This window comes from Microcystis sp. M049S2 (assembly GCF_020245625.1).
GTDB classification, from domain to species: Bacteria; Cyanobacteriota; Cyanobacteriia; order Cyanobacteriales; family Microcystaceae; genus Microcystis; species Microcystis ichthyoblabe_A.
In genome coordinates this window covers 1-20,443 of sequence record NZ_JADBUN010000151.1, presented here as the reverse complement: position 1 = coordinate 20,443, position 20,443 = coordinate 1, and the positions used below count along the sequence as shown (strand labels likewise).

General features: G+C 44.4%; 24 protein-coding genes, 1 tRNA gene and 1 pseudogene. 10 read left to right on the top strand and 16 right to left on the bottom strand.

Going from position 1 to position 20,443, the window contains the following annotated elements:
- Positions 1–190: 190 nt before the first annotated feature.
- Complete coding sequence (locus IM496_RS13025) at positions 191–634, bottom strand: DUF29 domain-containing protein (protein WP_194017849.1); 444 nt, start codon at positions 632–634, stop codon at positions 191–193.
- A gap of 77 nt (positions 635–711) precedes the next feature.
- Positions 712–1,086, bottom strand: a complete 375-nt coding sequence (gene queD / locus IM496_RS13020; RefSeq protein WP_044000032.1) for a 6-carboxytetrahydropterin synthase QueD — start codon at positions 1,084–1,086, stop codon at positions 712–714.
- A 451-nt stretch (positions 1,087–1,537) separates the two neighbouring features.
- Between queD and IM496_RS13015 the strand changes: the two genes are divergently transcribed.
- From IM496_RS13015 to IM496_RS13000, 4 genes are all read left to right on the top strand, one after another.
- A complete protein-coding gene (locus tag IM496_RS13015) occupies positions 1,538–2,221 on the top strand; it encodes a PHP domain-containing protein (RefSeq protein WP_104397502.1) in 684 nt (227 codons plus the stop codon).
- Between the two features lie 223 nt (positions 2,222–2,444).
- A complete protein-coding gene (locus IM496_RS13010) occupies positions 2,445–4,343 on the top strand; it encodes an NAD(P)H-quinone oxidoreductase subunit F (protein ID WP_194016726.1) in 1,899 nt (632 codons plus the stop codon).
- 149 nt (positions 4,344–4,492) lie between these two features.
- A tRNA-Thr gene (locus tag IM496_RS13005) sits at positions 4,493–4,564 on the top strand.
- Between the two features lie 539 nt (positions 4,565–5,103).
- A complete protein-coding gene (locus IM496_RS13000; RefSeq protein ID WP_194016728.1) occupies positions 5,104–5,991 on the top strand; it encodes a lipid kinase in 888 nt (295 codons plus the stop codon).
- A gap of 2 nt (positions 5,992–5,993) precedes the next feature.
- Here IM496_RS13000 and IM496_RS12995 read toward each other — a convergent pair whose 3' ends face one another.
- The gene (locus IM496_RS12995) at positions 5,994–7,049 is read right to left on the bottom strand and encodes an amino acid ABC transporter substrate-binding protein (RefSeq protein ID WP_194016730.1); all 1,056 of its coding nucleotides are present in this window, start codon (positions 7,047–7,049) and stop codon (positions 5,994–5,996) included.
- A gap of 36 nt (positions 7,050–7,085) precedes the next feature.
- Positions 7,086–7,826: a TIGR00297 family protein gene (locus tag IM496_RS12990; RefSeq protein ID WP_104397506.1), complete on the bottom strand. Its 741-nt coding sequence runs from the start codon at positions 7,824–7,826 to the stop codon at positions 7,086–7,088.
- 44 nt (positions 7,827–7,870) lie between these two features.
- Between IM496_RS12990 and IM496_RS12985 the strand changes: the two genes are divergently transcribed.
- Positions 7,871–8,575 carry a cytochrome b/b6 domain-containing protein gene (locus IM496_RS12985; RefSeq protein ID WP_287662150.1) on the top strand — a complete coding sequence of 235 codons (705 nt, stop codon included), beginning with the start codon at positions 7,871–7,873 and terminating at the stop codon, positions 8,573–8,575.
- Positions 8,576–8,676: 101 nt separating this feature from the next.
- On the opposite strand, the gene IM496_RS12980 is transcribed toward IM496_RS12985, so the two are convergent.
- The 4 genes from IM496_RS12980 to IM496_RS12965 all read right to left on the bottom strand — a co-directional run bounded on the left by IM496_RS12980 (position 8,677) and on the right by IM496_RS12965 (position 11,892).
- Positions 8,677–9,294: a class I SAM-dependent methyltransferase gene (locus tag IM496_RS12980; protein ID WP_194016736.1), complete on the bottom strand. Its 618-nt coding sequence runs from the start codon at positions 9,292–9,294 to the stop codon at positions 8,677–8,679.
- A 287-nt stretch (positions 9,295–9,581) separates the two neighbouring features.
- Complete coding sequence (locus IM496_RS12975) at positions 9,582–9,821, bottom strand: 2Fe-2S iron-sulfur cluster-binding protein (RefSeq protein WP_002801947.1); 240 nt, start codon at positions 9,819–9,821, stop codon at positions 9,582–9,584.
- Between the two features lie 9 nt (positions 9,822–9,830).
- Complete coding sequence (gene cobQ / locus IM496_RS12970) at positions 9,831–11,306, bottom strand: cobyric acid synthase CobQ (RefSeq protein WP_287662149.1); 1,476 nt, start codon at positions 11,304–11,306, stop codon at positions 9,831–9,833.
- 184 nt (positions 11,307–11,490) lie between these two features.
- Entirely contained in the window at positions 11,491–11,892 is a 402-nt protein-coding gene (locus tag IM496_RS12965) for an Npun_F0494 family protein (RefSeq protein ID WP_043996947.1), read from the bottom strand.
- 115 nt (positions 11,893–12,007) lie between these two features.
- On the opposite strand from IM496_RS12965, the gene IM496_RS12960 reads away from it, so the two are divergent.
- From IM496_RS12960 to IM496_RS12950, 3 genes are all read left to right on the top strand, one after another.
- Positions 12,008–12,310, top strand: coding sequence for a hypothetical protein (locus IM496_RS12960; RefSeq protein ID WP_002801943.1), 303 nt, complete (start codon positions 12,008–12,010; stop codon positions 12,308–12,310).
- Between the two features lie 55 nt (positions 12,311–12,365).
- Positions 12,366–12,821, top strand: coding sequence for a (2Fe-2S) ferredoxin domain-containing protein (locus IM496_RS12955; RefSeq protein ID WP_287662147.1), 456 nt, complete (start codon positions 12,366–12,368; stop codon positions 12,819–12,821).
- Positions 12,822–13,266: 445 nt separating this feature from the next.
- Positions 13,267–13,947: a response regulator transcription factor gene (locus IM496_RS12950; protein ID WP_104397569.1), complete on the top strand. Its 681-nt coding sequence runs from the start codon at positions 13,267–13,269 to the stop codon at positions 13,945–13,947.
- 72 nt (positions 13,948–14,019) lie between these two features.
- On the opposite strand, the gene IM496_RS12945 is transcribed toward IM496_RS12950, so the two are convergent.
- The 3 genes from IM496_RS12945 to IM496_RS12935 all read right to left on the bottom strand — a co-directional run bounded on the left by IM496_RS12945 (position 14,020) and on the right by IM496_RS12935 (position 15,858).
- Complete coding sequence (locus IM496_RS12945) at positions 14,020–14,424, bottom strand: DUF1622 domain-containing protein (protein ID WP_194017222.1); 405 nt, start codon at positions 14,422–14,424, stop codon at positions 14,020–14,022.
- Between the two features lie 112 nt (positions 14,425–14,536).
- The gene (locus IM496_RS12940; RefSeq protein WP_002734165.1) at positions 14,537–15,136 is read right to left on the bottom strand and encodes an ATP-dependent Clp protease proteolytic subunit; all 600 of its coding nucleotides are present in this window, start codon (positions 15,134–15,136) and stop codon (positions 14,537–14,539) included.
- Positions 15,137–15,171: 35 nt separating this feature from the next.
- Positions 15,172–15,858 (bottom strand): ATP-dependent Clp protease proteolytic subunit, encoded by a 687-nt coding sequence (locus IM496_RS12935; protein WP_002746650.1) that lies wholly within the window; start codon positions 15,856–15,858, stop codon positions 15,172–15,174.
- A 560-nt stretch (positions 15,859–16,418) separates the two neighbouring features.
- Here IM496_RS12935 and IM496_RS12930 point away from each other — a divergent pair.
- Entirely contained in the window at positions 16,419–17,009 is a 591-nt protein-coding gene (locus IM496_RS12930) for a PEP-CTERM sorting domain-containing protein (RefSeq protein ID WP_287662146.1), read from the top strand.
- A 200-nt stretch (positions 17,010–17,209) separates the two neighbouring features.
- Here IM496_RS12930 and IM496_RS12925 read toward each other — a convergent pair whose 3' ends face one another.
- The 3 genes from IM496_RS12925 to efp all read right to left on the bottom strand — a co-directional run bounded on the left by IM496_RS12925 (position 17,210) and on the right by efp (position 19,419).
- Entirely contained in the window at positions 17,210–18,196 is a 987-nt protein-coding gene (locus tag IM496_RS12925; protein ID WP_287662145.1) for a zinc-dependent alcohol dehydrogenase family protein, read from the bottom strand.
- A 5-nt stretch (positions 18,197–18,201) separates the two neighbouring features.
- Positions 18,202–18,696 (bottom strand): acetyl-CoA carboxylase biotin carboxyl carrier protein, encoded by a 495-nt coding sequence (gene accB / locus IM496_RS12920; protein ID WP_287662143.1) that lies wholly within the window; start codon positions 18,694–18,696, stop codon positions 18,202–18,204.
- Positions 18,697–18,861: 165 nt separating this feature from the next.
- On the bottom strand, positions 18,862–19,419 hold the full coding sequence (efp, locus tag IM496_RS12915; protein WP_149976790.1) for an elongation factor P: 558 nt from the start codon (positions 19,417–19,419) through the stop codon (positions 18,862–18,864).
- 176 nt (positions 19,420–19,595) lie between these two features.
- On the opposite strand from efp, the gene IM496_RS12910 reads away from it, so the two are divergent.
- Positions 19,596–19,913, top strand: coding sequence for a DUF3067 family protein (locus IM496_RS12910; RefSeq protein WP_002732720.1), 318 nt, complete (start codon positions 19,596–19,598; stop codon positions 19,911–19,913).
- Between the two features lie 65 nt (positions 19,914–19,978).
- Here IM496_RS12910 and IM496_RS12905 read toward each other — a convergent pair whose 3' ends face one another.
- Both IM496_RS12905 and IM496_RS12900 read right to left on the bottom strand, forming a co-directional pair.
- Positions 19,979–20,089, bottom strand: a complete 111-nt coding sequence (locus IM496_RS12905; RefSeq protein ID WP_409817202.1) for a DUF2887 domain-containing protein — start codon at positions 20,087–20,089, stop codon at positions 19,979–19,981.
- A 29-nt stretch (positions 20,090–20,118) separates the two neighbouring features.
- Positions 20,119–20,443: pseudogene (locus tag IM496_RS12900) on the bottom strand (Rpn family recombination-promoting nuclease/putative transposase); the annotation flags it as partial.

The window sequence follows — 20,443 nt, the reverse complement described above, 5'->3', positions numbered from 1 at the left end:
CGGTTAACAATTTGTAATATTCCTTGTTGACACCCTTACTGACAAAGAAAAAACTGAAATCAAGTCAGGATAAGGGTTGGAGTGCTTACTGCAAAAATTGTTAAGAAAGATCCCTATAAGGGATAGCTTAATAAGGGGGGTGCCGATAGGCGGGGGCATCTGAAACTTTTTAATACCCACCTACTTAGTATTAATCCGGTAGATATTCAGGATTGAGGATATCAGTTTTGGCAAAAGGACAGACATCAGGAAAAGTTTTTTTATCTAACCCTGTTTCTCTAGCGGCAAGCAGGCAAGCATTTTGATAACACTGATCAAAAACTTCCTCAAAATATACCTTGAGACTGGGGCTATCTTCAAAAACGTCTAACAATCTCAAACAGTGTTCGGTGATAGAATACTGCCAACTATGAGAACGTTTAGAGGGTTGATACTTCCATTTAAGGAGGTGAAGCAATAGCTTTTCTAAATTACTTTTCAAAGCCTTTTTATCACTCCTACCAATTGCCTCAATTTCCTCAATCAGATTTTCTAAATCGAGGTACTCCCACTTACCTTCTTTAAGTAATTTAGCAGTTTCTTCTACCCAAAGATTAAAGTCTGTGTCATAAAGTTTCTTGGCAGTAGATAGCATATTAGGTTTCTCCTACCTCCTTCATCTGATTCGTGGGATAGGTTTGCCATCCATCCTAGCTAATGATAGCTTGCCGATTAGGGATAATAGGTACATCCAGAGGTACAGGTTTCGCAGATTTCGACGGCATGAAGGTTGGGTAAACCAGCTTTTGCCAATTTTTCATAGATCCAGCGCGATAATTCTTCACTGGTGGGATTTTCTAAACCAGTGGTTTCATTGAGATAATGATGGTCGAGAAAATTATCGAGTAGCGGCTGTAAATATTGTTTAATTTCGCCAAAATCCATCACCATTCCCTGTTGTGAGCCTTGGGACTGTAAATGATTACTTTTCACATAGACGCGCCCCAGCCAACTATGACCGTGGAGACGGCGACATTTACCTTCATAATGGGGTAAATGATGGGCTGCTTCAAAGCGAAATTCTTTGTAAATAATCCATTCTGCCATGGTTAATCGGTCGATACTATCGGTTAGATCTGGTTTATTTATTTCGCCACCGATAGTTATCCATAATATGGACGAATTAAGGGTTTTAGGGTCTTGTTTCGGGAAACAGGTGCAAGATTTTGAGTCCTGTAGGGGTGAAGTATTCGGGCATAACCTATCGCTGAAACCGTAGATTTCCTATCCGAATGCTTCGCCCCTAATTTTTCAGCATACCCTACATAGCTTAAAAATTCTCGGTGACTCAATTGGCTTTGATCTAAATCTGCTTGTAGGGGCAGCGATAACCGATAATCAGCGCGGAGACAGAAGAAGGCTCCGATTCCCGCTTAATATTCATTGACGAACAGTCTCTAAAGGTGTTAGCGGTAACAGCAGCTACCCAATTTTTTTTGGTATTTGCTATGCTGATTCTTAACAATTTGTAATCTTTGGGAAATTTCCTTAATACTGCATGGTCGTTTCTGCTACAATTCCACCCCTAGCTCAAGATACCCTCGCCCTGAAAGCGGTGTGGGCAAACATTGGCTATGATAGTTGTCCCCACCATTACAATTTCCATCTTCACACCCATTGTTCCGATGGTCAAATGAGTCCCCAAGACTTGATGAGACAAGCGTTAGACATCGGACTAAAAGGATTAGCAATTACCGATCATCACTCGATCGAAGGTTATCGACAAGCCCAAATTTGGCTGGAAAATCAGCATTTAAAGAGTTCTCTACCCCATCTCTGGACAGGGGTAGAAATTACGGCGAATTTGTTAGAGACAGAAGTGCATATTCTTGGCTATGGTTTCGATCCCGCTCATGTCGTCTTGACTCCCTATCTGCAAAGAACCAAACCGGAAGGAGATCTGGCTTTAGCCTCTAGAGTCATTAACAGTTTACAGCAAGCGGGGGCTTTAGTGGTTCTGGCTCATCCCTTTCGTTACCATCGCCCCGCGGCCGATTTAGTGGCGGCGGCGGTAGAATTGGGTATTGATGGTATTGAGGCTTTTTATGCCTATGGCAATCCCAAACCCTGGCTACCCAGTCAACTGGAAACCGAACAAGCGCTCGCTCTGAGTCGTCAATATCAATTATTCGCCACCTGTAGCACCGATTCCCACGGTAAATCTTTATTACAGCGCATTTAGCCTGATCGCAGGATTAACTGTAAAATACCTAAATTGACTAAACTCGATCCCTGCTCGATCGAGTGTTAGTTTTTTATGGCCAAAAACAGGGAAGTGGGGAAGTGGGGAAATGGGGAAGTGGGGAAATGGGGGAATGGGGAATTTCAACTAAAACCCTAACACCCTAACACCCTAACACCCTAACATCCCAACACCCCAACACCCCAACACCCCAACACTCTGAATGAAAGATTTATTCCTTTACACCTGCTGGTTAATTCCCATTTATGGCTTAATTGGTTCGATTTTAACCTTGCCTTGGTCTTTAGGCATTATTAGTCGCACCGGTCCGCGGCCGGCAGCTTATATTAACCTATTGATGACCGTCTTAGGGTTAATACACGGATCGATCGCTTTTAATCAAATTTGGCATCGAGAGACGATTAAACTGGCTTTTGAATGGGTAAAAGTGGCCGATCTTAGTTTATCCCTTTCGATCGAACTTTCTCCCGTCAGTTTGGGGACGCTGGAACTAATTACCCTCATCAGTCTCTTGGCCCAAATCTATGCCCTTGGCTACATGGAAAAGGATTGGTCCTTGGCGAGATTTTATGGCTTAATGGGCTTTTTTGAGGCAGCTTTAGGAGGAATTGCCCTTAGTGACTCCCTACTATTCAGTTACGCTTTCCTAGAGATGTTAACGGTCTCTACCTATCTCCTCGTCGGTTTTTGGTATGCTCAACCTTTGGTCGTAACTGCGGCCCGAGATGCCTTTTTAACCAAGCGCGTCGGCGATATTATTTTATTGATGGGTTTGGTGGCTCTTTCCAGTTACGGAGAAGGATTAAGTTTTTCTCAGTTAGAAAATTGGGCAGTAAATAACCCTGTACCGCCTCTGACGGCGACTTTGTTAGGATTAGCCCTTATTGCCGGTCCAACGGGTAAATGCGCCCAATTTCCCCTGAATTTGTGGCTAGATGAGGCGATGGAGGGACCAAATCCGGCCGGAATCATGCGGAATTCGATCGTGGTTTCGGCCGGGGCCTATGTTTTAATTAAGCTGCAGCCGGTGTTTACCCTATCTCCGATCGCGGCCAATGTTTTAATAGTTTTGGGGACAATGACGGCAATTGGGACTTCTCTGATGGCCTTGTCCCAAATTGATATTAAACGGGTTTTATGCCACTCCACCAGTGCCTATCTCGGTTTGGTCTTTATTGCGGTGGGATTAGGTCATGTGGATATCGCTTTACTAATTTTATTCTCCCATGCGGTGGCAAAAGCCTTATTGTTTATGAGCGCAGGAGCCTTAATTCTCACCACCAGTAACCAAAATATCACGGAAATGGGGGGAATTTGGGCAAGAATGCCCGCCACGACCATGGCTTTTTTAGGGGGTTCTGCGGGGATGACGGTTTTAATGCCCCTGGGAATGTTTTGGACGTTAAAAAAGTGGTTAGGTGGCGAATGGGCGATTCCTTGGTGGTTATTAGCGGTTTTAATCTTTGTTAATTGTCTTAGCATTATCAATCTTACTCGGGTCTTTCGTTTAGTCTTTTTGGGACAAACCCAAAGTAAGACCCATCGCACCCCGGAAGTGGCTTGGCCGATGGCTTTGCCCATGGTATCGTTGATTTTAATCGTTTTATTGGCCCCGATTATTCCCCTACGTTGGGATTTTTGGCTATCTTTCACCAATCCTCTCGTTAATAACCAGAGTTTCACCATTGTCTGGGGTTTTCCCTTACTGATGGCCTCTGGAGTAATTGGCCTAGTTATCGGGTTAATGGTAGAGTTAAGACGAGCTTGGGCGAGACCAACCGGGTTAATCCTGCGATTCCTGCAAGATTTGTTCGCTTATGACTTCTATCTTGATCGCATCTATCAGTTTACCGTGGTTTTAGCGGTGGGCAGCCTGTCAAAAATTACCGCTTGGATCGATCGTTATATTATTGATGGTCTGGTTAATTTGGTCAGTTTAGCGACGATTTTTAGCGGCAGTGCCTTAAAGTATAATGTTTCTGGTCAATCACAGTTTTATGTTTTGACTATTCTTTTGGGAATAGGGGGATTAATCTGGCTCTTATTAAACGGTCAATGGTCACTGATAACTAATTATTGGTCATCCCTTTTGACTCATTGAACGTCCGTGTATTAGTCCCTAGTCTTCCGGCAGCTGACTAGGGAGGGAAAGCAGCGGGTTGAACATGATCGACAAGAAAAAATATCCACACTTCGACAAGGCTCAGTGACCACTTGGTCTATTTGTGTTATAATGGGTTGGTCAAAAATGCTGGTGTAGCTCAGTGGTAGAGCAGCTGATTTGTAATCAGCCGGTCGCGGGTTCAAATCCCATCACCAGCTTGTGGGAAAACCAACTGTTTTCAGTCCCTACAAGACTTTGGTGGCTCTGGTTGCGGCAAAAAGTTTTTCGGTGGGTGTAGGGTGTAGGGTGTGGGGTGTAGGGTGTGGGGTGTAGGGTTTTACCGATTTTGAGGTAGTCAGTTAAGCTGTTCGTAATTTAAATTGCTTGTTGAGACGAGGCAAAAGGCAACAGTAAAGCGATTGGGGGAGGTTCGGCTAATCTAAGAATAAGCGGTTTAAATGCGTCTTAGCTTACCTAATTTTCAGGGAAAAAGTACCTGAATTTTACCCCCGATCACTCCAATGGTCAGCACTTTTTGAGGGGAAAAAGTCTAATACTAAATCCGTTGAGTACAGGCTAGTTATGAGGAGAGGCAAAAGGCAAAGGGGAATAAATAATCAGTTTTTAATAACCAGATTTCGTATAAAAGCCTTATCCAACAAGGTTTTTAGATTTATTGAGCAAACCCTATATACAATCTCTCAAAAAGCTGGTGTTGGTTTATCTTCAGATATTGATGCTACTGAGAAACTTACCTATGACTAAAAGAGCTTTACTACTAATTAATCGTCACTCGCGCAAGGGTAAAGAAAACTTTGCTCAAACTGTTGATCTGCTCAATCATTGGGATTTTGAAATTATCAGCGTCCCTTTGAAAAAGGTAGAAGATATCCCTTTTTTGCTGGAAAAATATCGCTATGATATTGATTTAGTTATTGTCGGTGGTGGCGATGGGACTCTCAATGCTATGGCGGATATGTTGGTAGAAACTCAACTGCCCCTAGGTATTATACCTTTGGGAACGGCTAATGATTTGGCCCGGACTTTAGGGATACCGAATTCTATTGCCGAAGCCTGTCGAATTATTGCCGAAGGTAATTTAAAATATATCGATCTAGGTTGGGTAAATAATAAATACTTTTTCAACGTGGCTAGTTTAGGATTAAGTGTGAAAATTACCCAAAAACTGAGCAAGGGTTTAAAGCGACGTTTGGGAATTTTTGCCTACGCTTGGACAGCCTTACAGGTATTAAGTAAAACTCGTCCTTTTACCGCTATGATCGGTGTTGATGGCCAAAATATCAAAGTTAAAACCCTGCAAATAGCGATCGGAAATGGTCGTTATTATGGGGGAGGAATGCCGATCGCTCACGATGCCCAAATCGACGATCAAAGGTTAGATTTATATAGCCTAGAAATTGAACACTGGTGGCAAATTTTCCCGCTTTTATGGACATTACCGCGAGGACAACAGGGTTTATTATCTTGGGTGAGAACTCTTAACGGTAAAGAAATTCAAATTCAGACTCGTAAACCCCATAGTATTAACACCGATGGCGAAATTACTAGCACTACTCCCGCCATGTTTCGAGTTATTCCAGCGGCCATAGGGGTCTATATTCCCCGTCAGGAAACACAATCTTAAAACTAACGAAAAGGAGGAGAATATAATAAACCCCCCTTTGTCCAAAGATTATTTAAACCTCGATCGAGTTGCAGGGGTTTACCAATTTCCCGATCATAAATTTCACCGTAATTACCCACCTTTTTTAAGACTCTTTGGGCAAAATCATTGGGCAAACCCATATCTTCACCTAACTTCTCATCGATACCCAAAAAGCGCCGAATACTGGGGTCTTTGCTATCGGCAAAAGTGGCAATATTTTGGGAGTTAATTCCAAATTCTTCCCCTTGAATTAAACTAAAAATGATCGAGCGGACGGCATTCGACCAAGCGGGATCACCATCGGCCACGGCTGGGGCCAAGGGTTCCTTCGATATTACCACTTCTAATAATTGATGATCCTGCGGTCGGGGAAAAACCGAGCGCCGGGCCACCAATTGGGAGCGATCGGAGGTGACGGCCTGACAGCGCCCCGCCTGATAAGCTGTATATAAGGCCTCCACATCATCGGAAACGATCGGTTTATAACCTTGAACTCCCGCTTTTGCCATGGCATCGGCCAGATTTTGTTCCGTGGTGGTTCCCGATAGCACACAAAGGGACTTTCCGCTTAAATCTTCTAATTTCTTAATATTACTGGCTTTTGTGGCCATAATTCCTTGACCATCATAGAAAACCGGGGTGATAAACTCCATCCCCAGAGCGGTATCCCGGTTAATCGTCCAGGTGGTGTTGCGACTGAGAATGTCCACTTCTCCCGTCTGTACAGCAGTAAATCTCTCTTGGGGACTAAGTTTACGATATTCGACTTTGGAGGGATCATCAAAGATAGCCGCCGCAATAGCTCGGCAAATTTGCACATCTAAGCCCGAATATTCGCCTTTTTCATTAACAAAGCTAAACCCCGGCACTTCTCCGTTAATGCCACAAATTAACTTACCGCGATTTTTCACCGTTTGCAAACGGCCCGTATCGGGACTACTTGCGGTGGTAGAACTAGAATTAGGTTGATTTTCCGTCCCACAGGCAGTAATTAGCAGTAACAGCAGGGACAATGCACAAAAACGCCACTTTAGCATAGATATTCTCTGAAAAATTTTTTTAGTCACTTAACTTTAGCTGAAAGACCAGAGCAAGCTTAACAGGATAGCCACGATCGCACCGATAACCGTATTGATCACATTGACCAATTCATTAGTTAACCACAGAAAGCGAGTTTGTAGGGTAGCACCGATGAGACTTTCGATATTGGTGGCGATAAATGCCGCAATTACGCACCATAACACACCAAGAAGATCGATCGCACCGATACCCCATGCTAACAGGGAAATCGCCGTGGCTGCCAGCAAACCGGCGAGCGTTCCCTCTAAACTAACAGCCCCTTCTGTTCCCCGGGGGACGGATTTAAAATTAGTGATTAGATAAGTAGTTTTACCATAAGCTTTGCCCACCTCACTGGCAGTAGTATCGGCTAATTTGGTGCTAAAACTAGCCACATAAGCGAGTATTAACAGGTAATCCCAGGGAGAAGCGACAAAAAGACTGAGGATAGCGCAAATTGCCCCCGCTAAAGCGGAACCCCAGACATTTTCAGGACCGCGCACCCCCGCTCTTTTTTCGGCGATTCCCTCCGCTTCCTTGCGAGCTAAACCGATGCGGGTGACAGTAGAGCCGACGAGGAAATAGAATAAAACAATTAGATAACCGCGCCATCCCAAGCTTCCCCAGACAATCACCCCTAAAACCCAAGCATGGAGATAACCCATCCGAGTTAAGAGCTTTTTTGGGGCAATCCAGGCGATTCCGAGGAGGACGGTATTGAGAAGAACAGCGACGAGCCAAGGATTAGTTAACATAGTATCTGGGCAAGTTTACATACCCCATTGTATCGATCGAGTTCATGAAAACTAATCAACCTTATCAACCTCTTTTACTGCGAATTCTGCACGGATTAACGGGAATTGTCCTCATTGCCGCCATGGTTACAGCCTATTGGACCTATGATACTTTTGACGGTCGTTGGTTAAAACTGCCTTTACCAGAATACCGAGAAATTGAAAGTATTCATGGCACTTTTGGCCTCTATACTCTGATTATCTTTCCCGTTTTTGCTATCTATGCTTTTCGTCGGGGCAACAAAAGATTAATTCAAAGTGATTCTCTTAACAAATTAACCCAATTTGGTAAGCCGATTTGGTGGTATAGTCTCCATCGTTTAGTCAATACTTTGACTCTTTTTGCGCTAACTTTTGCTTTGTATAGTGGCCGGATGATGGATTCCGAATGGCTACCGGAAGGGGAATTAAATCACTTTTGGTATTATGCCCATTTGCTCAGTTGGTTAATTATGGCAGTATGTCTGATCCTGCACCTGCTCATGACTGCTAAAGTGGGAGGGGTTCCCCTGTTATTATCTATCCTTAAATGGCGTTTTCGTGAACAAGATAATCCGAAATTATGGTTATCTCAATTACGTCAATGGGGGTTAAGTTTGCGTCTAGCCAATAGTTTTCAGTGGCTACAATCTCTTAACTTATATAAGGTCTTAGAAATTGTTGTTTTATTGGCTATTGTAGCAGCTTGGATTATTCCCAAGTTTGACTAAGCTGTACTGTATTTAAACTGCGCATTGGGAATTTTAGTACAAATGCTCAAATTCCCTGCTACCGTCCTCTCCTATACCTTTTAAACAGGATTTAGTATGATTTATTGACCCCGACGAGCGAGAATAATCATCGTCTTTGCTAAGGGAGCAATACGACCAATACGATAGATTTTCTCTACCGATAAATTAGCTTCTGTTAACAGTTTTGTGATAGTTTTGACAGACCAGAATTTAATATGTCCGTGATCCCAAAGAGCGGTAAAATGCTCGTCCATCTTACCCGTAGCCGCTAGGGCTAAATTTTTGAGATAACTATGATAGGGAGTGGATATCAGCGCATATCCTCCGGGTTGCAGCAGATTATAAACGGTCTTAGCATAATCGCGCGGAGCATAGACGTGTTCTACCACCTCCAAACTAATTAGCAGCGGAAAAGTGCCAAATTTACTAGCCAGATCATCATAGGCGGAGCCAACGTATAGATCAAGTTCAGGATAGGCTTTTTTTGCCTCTGCTATCCCCGATTCGGAAGGATCGCAGCCACTGACTTGAAATCCTTTTTCTGATAACCAATTAGCGATCGAACCGTTGCCACAACCGAGATCAAAAATACGCTTTTCAGGAGGAGCAAGATCGGCAAAAATCTGACTCAGAGAGGGTAGCAAATAAGCGTGGGCAGTCCCACAGCAAGAATTTTGATAATGATAATAATCTGACATATTTTAAAATAGTTAATATGTAAGTATTTTTCGTGGTATCACCACTATCGCAGGGTAATACAAAAAGTAACTTTTGTCAAGGGTTTGGTGAAATTTATTCTTACATCCCATTGATACGAACTGTTATACTATTTTATCAATATATTGCATATACTATTATCCATGGACATCTTGCAAAAATCAAAAACTTTCCCTTAGACGAGAAGTCGCCGAGCCATTATTCTCCTAGTTAGAAGTCGTAAACTTAACAGTAATACCCGAATTCTGTTATCAGAAAACCTGAACAACTACCAGAGCGGATCGGAGTATAAATGAACGGTTAAAGAATCTTGATCGCCGGGGATACCAGTAATACAACTACAAATTTGAGTACCATCATCTAATTCTACCTCGCAAGCGTGACAGGAACCCATTAAACAGCCAGTAGGAATGTCAATTCCTGCTTTTTTGGCCACATCTAATAATAGTTCTCCCGTTTCCGCTTCTATGATGATATCATCGGGTAAAAAACGCACTGCAATAGTCATAATTTCTCCTTACAAATGAGCAAAAATAGGGTTAAGATTTAAATGTTCTTCCAATAAATTAGCCATATTATCTAGGGTTATTTCTCTTTGTTCACTATAGTTAGCAATTCCCGTCGGCAAAGATAATAAACCGCGACGCTGACGTAGATGATTTAGCCAAGTTCTTCGCCAAGAACCATTATCAAAGATACCATGTAAATAACAGCCCCAAATTGACAGAGAATCATTGACAATTCCTAGACTAGCATCTTCCTCGAACATTTTTTGATAACCTGATTCACTTTCCCATGCGCTTATTCCTTGGTGAATTTCGTATCCTGTTACTGGTAAACCCCCTTCGGGAAAATTAGATAAAACTTGTCGTTGACGGGTAATTTTTTCGGCAGTAATTACCGTTTTTAACGGCAGTAAATTTAAGCCAGCTGCCTCACTTTCGGGACTTTCTCGATGGTCAGGATCCAGGATTAATCGCCCTAACATTTGCAAACCACCACAGATGCCAAAGATAATACCTCCCCTTTGGTGATAGGCTTGTAATTGATTAGCCATACCACTTTGATTAAGAGCAATTAAATCAGCAACAGTGGTTTTAGAGCCGGGGATAATTACCCCATCGGGATCACCTAAAGATTCCTGTAATTCTAGATAACGTACATTAACCGTTGCTTCGCCACAGAGAGGGTCAAAATCAGTAAAATTAGCGATATGAGGCAGACGAATGACAATGATATTTAGTTCAGCTTTGGGTTTTTGGGCGGGGCGATCGAGTAAACTGAGAGAATCCTCGGCACTCAAAAAGATATCACTATAGGGAAGAACTCCCAACACGGGAATTTTTGTGTAATCTTCTAGCCAAGTAATCCCCGAATCTAAGAGGGATTTTTGTCCACGAAATTTATTGATCACAATACCTTTAATTAAAGCTCTTTCCTCCGGTTCTAATAATTCTAACGTACCGACGACGTGAGCAAAAGCTCCGCCGCGATCAATATCCACCACTAAAATAGTAGCGGCATCGAGATATTTAGCCACCCGCATATTAGTTAAATCCCGATGTTTGAGATTTATTTCCGCCGGACTTCCCGCACCTTCACAGACAACTAGATCAAATTCTCTTGATAATTGAGCTAAAGATTCTTTAATTGCTTGCCAACCTTGCTCAAAATAATTCTGATAATAATCCGCTGCCGTGGTGACACCCACAGCCTTGCCTTTAATAATCACCTGAGAGGTCATATTTCCCTGGGGTTTTAATAAAATTGGGTTCATTTCTACCCGGGGAATTGTCCCCGCGGCCCATGCTTGCACCGCCTGGGCGTGACCCATTTCTCCCCCTCCTGCGGTAACATAGGCATTAAGGGCCATATTCTGACCTTTAAAGGGTGTTACTTGCCAGCCTTTCCGGTTGAATAAACGACATAAAGCGGCAGTTAAAAAAGATTTACCCGCGTGGGAAGTCGTCCCCACTACCATAATTGCTTTCATCTAGTTTTTTTATTGAGTATTTTCAGTGAACAGTAATCGGTAAACAGTAATCAGTTGATACTAAATCCGTTGAGTATATGCTACTTATAAGGACAGGCACTCATGCAAGAGGCTAATAACTGAAAACTCACATCTGATAACTGATAACTGATAACTGATAACTGATAACTGACTCCCAACAGCATTAAAAAGAAAACCAACGTTGCAGAGTATTGAAAAATCTTTGCCAGAAAGTGGGTTGAGGGAAAAAGTCCCCTTGGGGTTGCCATTTTTCTATTAATTTTCTCCCTAAAGGAGTGAGACGAAAACTATCGGTTATCCCCTGTCCATCTACTTCGCGTCGCAAAATTCCCACTTTAATCAACCAGAGAAGATAGCTTTCCACTGCTGCTTCCGTCAGCAGTCTGGAAGTATAACCTTTCTCTAAACCCCCAGCACCAGGAATGCTTAAAAGTGATACACTTTGCTCCAGCATAGCGGCGAATAGGGTGACACGGAAAGGAGAACAACAGAGGGCGCGTTCGGCCCTAGTGATGGTAGCATCAGGATAATTGATGGCGGTAACGGTGGGAGTCGATAGGCTCATAGATTCTGGTCGTCTAGCTATGGATAAACTCATTGTTACACTAATTCTGTCTCAACCCCTGTCAACCCCAATCATCGATAGAATAGGGATGAAGTGTTAAGTAGCTTGAGTGTTTATGCAGTCTCCCGAACCGTTCGATACTAAATATACCCCAGAGGAAGTGGAAGTGGAAATCGAAACCGACGATTTTCCCCCCCTTGATACCCCGGTTAGTTTTGCTGCCACTCTCGAAAAAGTGAAAACTTGGTACGGCAGCCTGTCCACACCGGCACAGGTAGTCGTAGCAGTGGCGGGGGTTTTTGTGGCTCTTTCGATTTTAACGGCGATTTTACGGCTAGTTAGCGCAGTTTTGAGCGCTTTAATCCTTGCCGCTATCGTTTATCTCATCTATCGTTACATCCTCAAACCGAAAGTTTAGTCGGCTATGCACATTTTCTGTTCAATGTCAAGAGTTTAGTTGATAAAAAAAATTTATGGAAGAAGCGGACACTAGAGATATCTTGGGGGAAAATGTGGCTAAGTTGGGACTGGCCCAGATCCAGCGTCATCTATTTCTCTGCTGCGATCAGACTAAGCCAAAATGCTGTGACAAGGAAGAAGGGTTAGAAGTGTGGGATTATTTAAAGAAGCGGTTAAGTGAATTACAACTCGATCGCCCTAGCGCCGACCGTCCGGGTTGTGTTTTTCGCACTAAAGCCAACTGTTTGCGGGTTTGTAGCCAGGGACCGATTTTATTAGTGTACCCGGAAGGAGTCTGGTATGGAAGGGTAAACAAGGAAGCGATCGAAAGAATTATCCAAGAACACCTAATCGGTAATCAAATCGTCACCGAATATGCTTTCCTTTGCCACGATTTACCGGCAATTTCCCTGAACTGTCCAAAAGAAGAACCCGAAACAATAGAGGAAAACAGGGTTAAAACTAGCTGAAACACAATTAATTAGGGTTTGCGGCAAAAAGTTTTTCGTGGGGGCAGGGTGTGGGGTGTGGGGTGTGGGGTGTAGGGTTTTACCGATTTTGAGGGAGTCAATTACCTAATTTTTAGGGAAAAAGTCCCAGAATTGGCTCTTCTCGACTTTGTGTGATAATTTTTGCTTATGGAATTGTGAAATGCTTATCGGGCAAAACTTTTAGGGCTATTTTGACGAAGAAACCATCAGTATAGACCTCGTTTCCACACAGAAACCAGAAGAGCCCAGAATTTTCCCCCCAATCACTCCAATGGTCGGCAGTTTTTGAGAGAAAAAAAGTCTAAAAACCTTGTTGGATAAGGTTTTTAGATTTATTCAGGAAACCCTAACTACCTGTTGCATGAGTGCCTGTCGATCCTTTGTCCGTCTCCATTCCCCCAACCCTGTAGCCCAGAAAATAGCGATGAAAGAGACCAACAAAGACAACAAACAACTTTTATTAATCGACGATGACCCAAATTTAATACTTTTGGTGAAGGATTATCTAGAGTTTCGTGGTTATAGGGTGACAACCGCAGAAAACGGTCGGGAAGCCCTAGAAATCCTCGAACGCGGGGCAAATGCGGCCAAAGCAGCGGAAATGCCCGATATAATTATCTGTGATCTGATCATGCCGGAAATGGATGGTTATGCCTTCCTCGAAACAATTCGTCAGGACAGTCGTTTTAGTGGTCTTCCCGTGATTTTTCTCTCCCCTAAGGATCAAAGTCAGGACAAGGTGACAGGTTTAACTGCCGGGGCCGATTTTTATATGGTTAAACCCTTTGAACCGGAAGAATTAGTGGCCCTGGTGGAGTCTTCCCTCAAACAAGCGGGCCGATTGCCGAAACGCAGCACCCGCATCCATTCCCAGTATGTCACCCCTGTTCAGGTTCCGGGTAATGTGGAATTAACCCCAACGGAATTAAAAGTAGTACAATTGGTCGCCCAGGGCCTGGCTAATCGGGAAATCGCCGCAAAACTCAATGTTAGTCAACGGACAATCGAAAGTCATGTGTCGAATATGCTCCATAAAACTGGTCTTCATAATCGCACGGAATTGACCCAATGGGCGATCAAAAGTAATAAGCTGTTGACTATCTAGAGCTTGCTGAAAAAGTTTTTCAACTTATCAGGGCTTAGTGTCAGGTGATTGTCAACTCACCTTTTTTTGGCATTAAAAATCCCTGAGATTGTCCTGGGCTGCTAGTTGCGATCGCTCTTTTTCCATGGACAATTCCGTTTCCAATTCTTGGCTGAGGAAATAGTTGAGGAAAGTTCGGATAATAGCGATGAGGGCGAGTTTTGCCAAGGCTTCCAGAGTGGGTGTAACGGTGGTAGCCACGATGTCTCCACCTAACTGAAACTCTAGGGCTAAAGATAGCCAAGTACCGAAACGAATGCGAATTTGATTGAAGGAAAAAGGGGGAAGACTGCGACGGTGACGATGAGACTGCCAAGCTAATTGTAGGGTTTTAATTAATCCGATCACCACACAAGCGATCGAAATACTTTCTAGGCAAAACTTGATGATTGCCACAGCAGAGATCAAGCCTGTTTCTAAAGTTGCTAAAAATTCCATACCCAACAGATATCCTCTTATGGGATTATCCGATAAACCGACCCACCATCTAAGGAAGTTTGTCCAATGGCAGTTAGAACAGGTTTCTCGCCTGTTCTAACCTCTGGCTGACTTAAGCCGGTCTTCCCTCCACCACCTTATCGATTAAACCGTAGGCGACGGCTTCCTCGGCGGAGAGGAAATAATCGCGGTCAGTGTCTTTTTCGATGCGTTCGATGGTTTGTCCGGTGCGATTAGCCATAATTTCGTTTAATTGCTGGCGAATACGCAGGATTTCCTTAGCTTCAATGTCGATATCCGTCGCTTGCCGGCGCCCAGTTCCGCCCATGGGTTGGTGAATCATAATCCGCGCATGGGGAAGGGCGAGACGCTTACCCGGACTACCGGAAGCCAGTAAAAATGCCCCCATAGAGGCCGCTAATCCCACACAAATAGTCACCACTTCCGCTTTGATGTACTGCATGGTGTCGTAGATGGCCATACCGGCGGTAACGGAACCCCCCGGCGAGTTGATATAGAGATAGATGGGTTTAGTGGGATCTTCCGAGTCGAGATAAAGCATTTGGGCCACAAGGGCATTGGCTAACCCGTCGGTGACTTCCTGCCCCAAAAAAAGAATGCGTTCCACCGAAAGACGGCTGTAAATGCTAATCCACTGTTCGTATTGGCTACCAGGCAGACGGTAGGGAACTTTTGGCACACCGATAGGCATAATTGGTAACAACTCCTGCTAATTTGTAATAAATCTTAACTAACTTGGGCGAGGGGTTTCGGTAGTTCCTTGCGACTTTCGAGAACGCGATCGATTAATCCGTAGTCTTTCGCCTGTTGTGGGGTGAGATAGAAGGTGCGATCCATATCTTTCGCCAGTTTTTCGGTGGTTTGACCCGTATTTTTCGAGAAAATTTCCAACATCGTCTGTTTGTTGGCGATTACCTCCTTGGCGCGAATCTGGATATCGGTGGCTTGTCCCTGGGCCCCAGTGCGATTTTGGTTGAGAACAATGGTAGCGTGGGGTAAGGAGGCGCGAAAACCCTTGGTTCCTGCGGAAAGAATCATCGCTGCAGTTCCCATGGCCTGCCCGATACAGATAGTATGAACGGGAGGTTTAATGTAGTTGAGGGTGTCACAGATGGCGAAAGCTTCGGTTTCGTAGCCGATCGCGTCGCCGGTGTACCAGGATGTGCCGGTAGAGTTGATATAGAAGAAAATCGGTTTTTCGGGATCGTCAAATTGCAGGTAAAGCAGTTGCGCGATAATTAATTCCGTCACGTCCACCCCGACATTGCGCTTGACATCATCGGAGGAAAATAAGGGCAACCCCAGATAGACAATTCTCTCTTTGAGCAGGAGAGATTCTAAGTCTGGTGGTGGTGTCCGATAGGCTGCATCCCCATAATAGGCAGTTTGTACCGCTTTAATCACTGAGTTCATCGAGTTTTTCCGTCATACACAGTATCCTGCTTTTGATTTTAACGTAATCAGGTTGACCGATTGCGTGGGGGTATTTTTAGCTAGGTTCGTCTCCAGGTAATCCCTCAACAGCTGCCCGTGCATCTTATACTAAATCCGTTGAGTAACGCACAGAAAACGGGTTTCTCCGAGAAACCCGTTTTCTACTCATGCAATAGCTGCCCGCGTATTTAAATTGCTTGTTGAGATAAGGCAAGAGGCAACAGGCTTCGGCCTTGCTAGAACGCATCTAAGATGCGTTTTTTACCATCGGCATCCATTAGAATTTCCTGATTTAATTGTTGCGAATTTGTTCAAGGGAAAATGTACTGAGTTTATTTTTATCATCTACCCGTTTCAATGCCTTGACACTTATAACTGAATACTGTAGAGTACGGACAGCATTTCACCTATTATCGGAGCCATTCCATGCTTACTTTAGCAAAACTTATCGATTTCGGGGGGGGGTAAAGCCCTGCTTATCAGTTGCTGGTTCTACTCTGTTGGTAGGATTTTTAGGATTGAGTAACTCAGCCCAGGCCTTGCCTGTTGTTGTATTGCAGGACTTATATACTACCACAATTCCTTCAACGGGAACCGGTCTAAATCCAACTAATACTTTTACGAGTGTTGCCGATGTTGGTGGAACCACCACTTACACGGTTAATACAGGTAACGTTTTTGTTGGTTTTGCCCCAAGTATCATTTTCTTTGGCCCTCCGTCCACCAGCGGCAGTTTTTTTACCGTTTTAAATACTATTGCCGGCAACCCCTATGAAGTGGATTTTACTACCGCCCAAGTCGGTATAACTACCACTCATGCCGTACAGGTGAATGCTTTTAATGGAAATGGGGTCGGGGGTACTTTGCTGGGTAATTCCAGTCAAGTCGGGATCAATAGCTCGGGCAATTTTACATTCACAGCAACCAGTAGTCAAAGCACTATCGAGATTTTGGGGATACTTGGGAACAATAACGAAAATGCTGATATTGCCTTTGATAATTTAAAAGTGAGTACCGTGGCCGTACCCGTACCCGAATCTGAACCTCTAGCCATGTTAGGTTTAGTAACTGTTGTCGGATTCACTACTGGCCTGCAGCGGAAACTTGCTAAGAATAGTCAGAAACAATAAGTCCTACAAAAATAAGAAAAAGGGACAGAAACAACCTTAATCCCGTTTCTTTTTTCTTCTGCCAAGGTTCTACCTTGTAATGAGAAAAGGGAGAGTCTTTTCCCTTCCCTGATGGGTTACACAATAGCTAAAACCTCTGGAAATGTCTGGCCAGAGAAACCCTGACAACGAGGTATCATATATAAGTGACCGGCAGATTTCTAGTCGATAATTAGGGCTATTTTCCCCGTCACCGAACCAGTTTCTAGCAATTGATGGGCGCTGATAGCTGCCGCTAAAGGGAAGGTTTGGGAGAGATGAATAGTTAACTTTTTCTCGTCAATTAAACGCGCCCCTTGTCTGAGAATTTCTGTTTGATATTTTTGCGCTTCTGGCAGTCCCATCAAAGCCGGGGTTAACATTAATTCTAAACTAATCCGCAAATTGCGATCGCGTGCTTCCTTCCAGCTGCCCGTAGGTTCCAAAATCGTCACCATATCGCCGTACACTCGCACCGCTCGGCAAGTTTGCCTAAAAGTTTCCCCTCCCACCGTATCAAAAGCGACATCTACTCCTTTCCCTGCGGTTTGTTGAAGTATCGCCGAGACAAAATCGGTTTGTTTGTATAAAATCGGGTAATCTGCCCCTAATTGCCGCACTAAACGCTCTTTATCGCTATTTCCCACCGTCGTATAAACTTTAGCTCCCTTCAGTTTCGCCAACTGAATCGCAACATGACCAACACCCCCGGCCCCGCCATGGATAAGTACGCTTTGTCCCGACTGAAGACGGGCGCGATCATAGATTGCTTCCCAAGCGGTGATTAAAACCAAAGGTAAAGCGGCCGCCTCGGCAAAAGAAAGAGATTTCGGCTTGTGGGCTAGATAATCCGCGTCGATTAGGGCATATTCAGCATAATTTCCCGTGCCGGCCCTGCCCAGTCCGCCGCTGCAAAAGTACACTTCATCCCCAGGTCGAAAATCCTGCACCGCCGCCCCAACGGCCTCGACAATTCCCGCCCCGTCACAGCCCAAAATGGCTGGCATTTGCTCGGGGTAAAAAGTGCCGCGTTTACGAATTTTTGTATCAATAGGGTTGACACCAGCGGCTTTTAATGCTACTAAAACCTGATGCGGTTGACTAATTTTCGGGGTGGGGACTTCCTGAAGCTGTAGGACATCCACGGCGGTCATGAGGATAGCTTTCATTCTGTCTATTCGGGATTAACCCACATTAATGTCTGACCGAATTCTACCGGTTCACCGTTAGCGACGGCGATTTCGACGATTTGCCCGGCCACTTCCGCTTCGATTTCGTTCATCAACTTCATCGCTTCGATGATACAGACCGTTTGTCCGACCCGGACTCGATCGTTTTTTTCCACGAAAGAGGGTTCATCGGGAGCGGGAGCGCGATAAAAAGTGCCGACCATGGGAGAGGTAATCGCCAGCCATTTTTTATCAATAGCGGCGGCCACAGGTTCGGGGGTGGGGGTTTCCGAGGCCGGGGTGGGACTGGCGGCTACCACTGGAGGGGCGACCGGGGCTGTCACCACCGGTAAGGGAGCGGGGAGAGGACTAAGGGCAGTATTAACGGTTCCTTTGCGGATATTTAGCTCTAAATCTCCACTTTTCAGGCTAAATTCACTGATATCCGTTGCTGCCAATGTTTTGATCAGTTCTCGAATTTCGTTGTAATCAATAGTCACCGCTCTGAAATCCCCTCGCAAATAAAAAGCAACAAATCCAAATTAGCACCCACCAAACCGTCGATTTTTGGCATCTAGCGGCTAAGTTTTGGGAAACAGGCTCAGAACACTGGCTTTAGTCCCAAACCCGTCCCTAAGCCCTTATTTCTGGGCTTCTCATCACAATTATTCCCGTCCCAGATAGGAACCATCCCGGGTATCCACTTTAATCCTTTCACCGATGGAAATAAACAGGGGAACCATCACCTGCGCTCCCGTTTCTACGATCGCCGGTTTGGTGCCACCGGTGGCCGTATCTCCCTTGACTCCAGGATCTGTATCGGTGATTTCCAAGATTACCGAGGTGGGCAATTCCACATCTAACACTTGCTCATTCCAAAAGAGAATATTAACTTCCATTCCCTCTTTCAGATACTTGGCTTGATCGCCCATTTGTACCGGGGTGAGAGTTGCTTCCTCAAAAGTCTCCATGTCCATGAAGACAAACTGATCACCTTCTTTGTAGGTATGCTGCATGGTACGCTTTTCGATCGTGGCTGAGGGCAAGGTTTCCCCCGCCCGGAACGTCCGTTCTACCACGTTGCCGGTCTGGACATTTTTTAACTTGGTTCGCACGAAGGCCGATCCCTTACCCGGTTTGACGTGCAAGAATTCCACCACCCGCCAGACAGAGCCATCGATCTGGATGGTTGTGCCACTCCGAAAGTCGTTACTCGAAATCATGAAATGCTGTTTAGGCCAAGAAAGATCAACATTCCATTTTACATACTCGCTGTACCGAAAAAAACTTTTTTATGGGAATTTGTCTGAATCGAAGCGCGGTGGACTAACCTAGGGGCAGCAGCTAAAAGTAAGTTAGAATTAATTGACTGACTGACATCTGAGAAGCGATATCAACCATGACGGGTGTGGACTTACAGCAATTATTACTAGAAAAATGGGGTCGTTCCTACGATATCCAGCTACGACGCATCAAAGATAAGGTTCATGTCCAGGTAATGTGGAAATATCTCGAACAAGCTTCTTTTCCCCTCTCCGAGTCTGAATATCTGGAACATCTCAATGCGATCGCCAATTATCTCCACGAATGGGGTGGTGTTAGTCAATTTCAAGCTTTTATCCGCGAAACCCGTGAGCGTCCCCGTCTCGGTAAAGCGGTTAGTCTGCCCCTAGATCTGGGTGAAAGGGCATCGGAATGGCTGATCAGTGATCAGTGATCAGTTATTACAATTACATCATCGAAATTTGTGGGTATTACTCAAATATACTAGCATTACTGGGATTATTGGATTTTACTAACATTGAGAATACTTAAACCAGGGAGTTGAATTAATTCAAAGAAGATAGAGGGGAATGATTGAAAGAGTTGATAAAAAATCGCGTCAGTTTTCATGCTTTTATTCTAAAAGGCGATCGCTTTTTTTATGTCCCTTTTTGTATAGCTCTAACCTGTTTAACCTCTAACTCTAAGGCGGATGCGACTTGCTCAACACTTAACCCTAGGGCTAACAAACGAGGGACCGCCTCTAATGCTTTGTTTAGTCTGCCTTGCTCAATGCCTTCCTGACGACCTTCCTGACGACCTTCCTGACGACCTTCCTGACGACCTTCCTGACGCGCTTCCTCGCGCACATCTTGAAAATACTGAGTTTGTTTTAATTCATCTAAACTAAACATAGTTTCTATCTCCCGACGATTGAGAAGCGGTAACTTATAAACGAGAATCGTCTCTATTAATTGTAAGAGT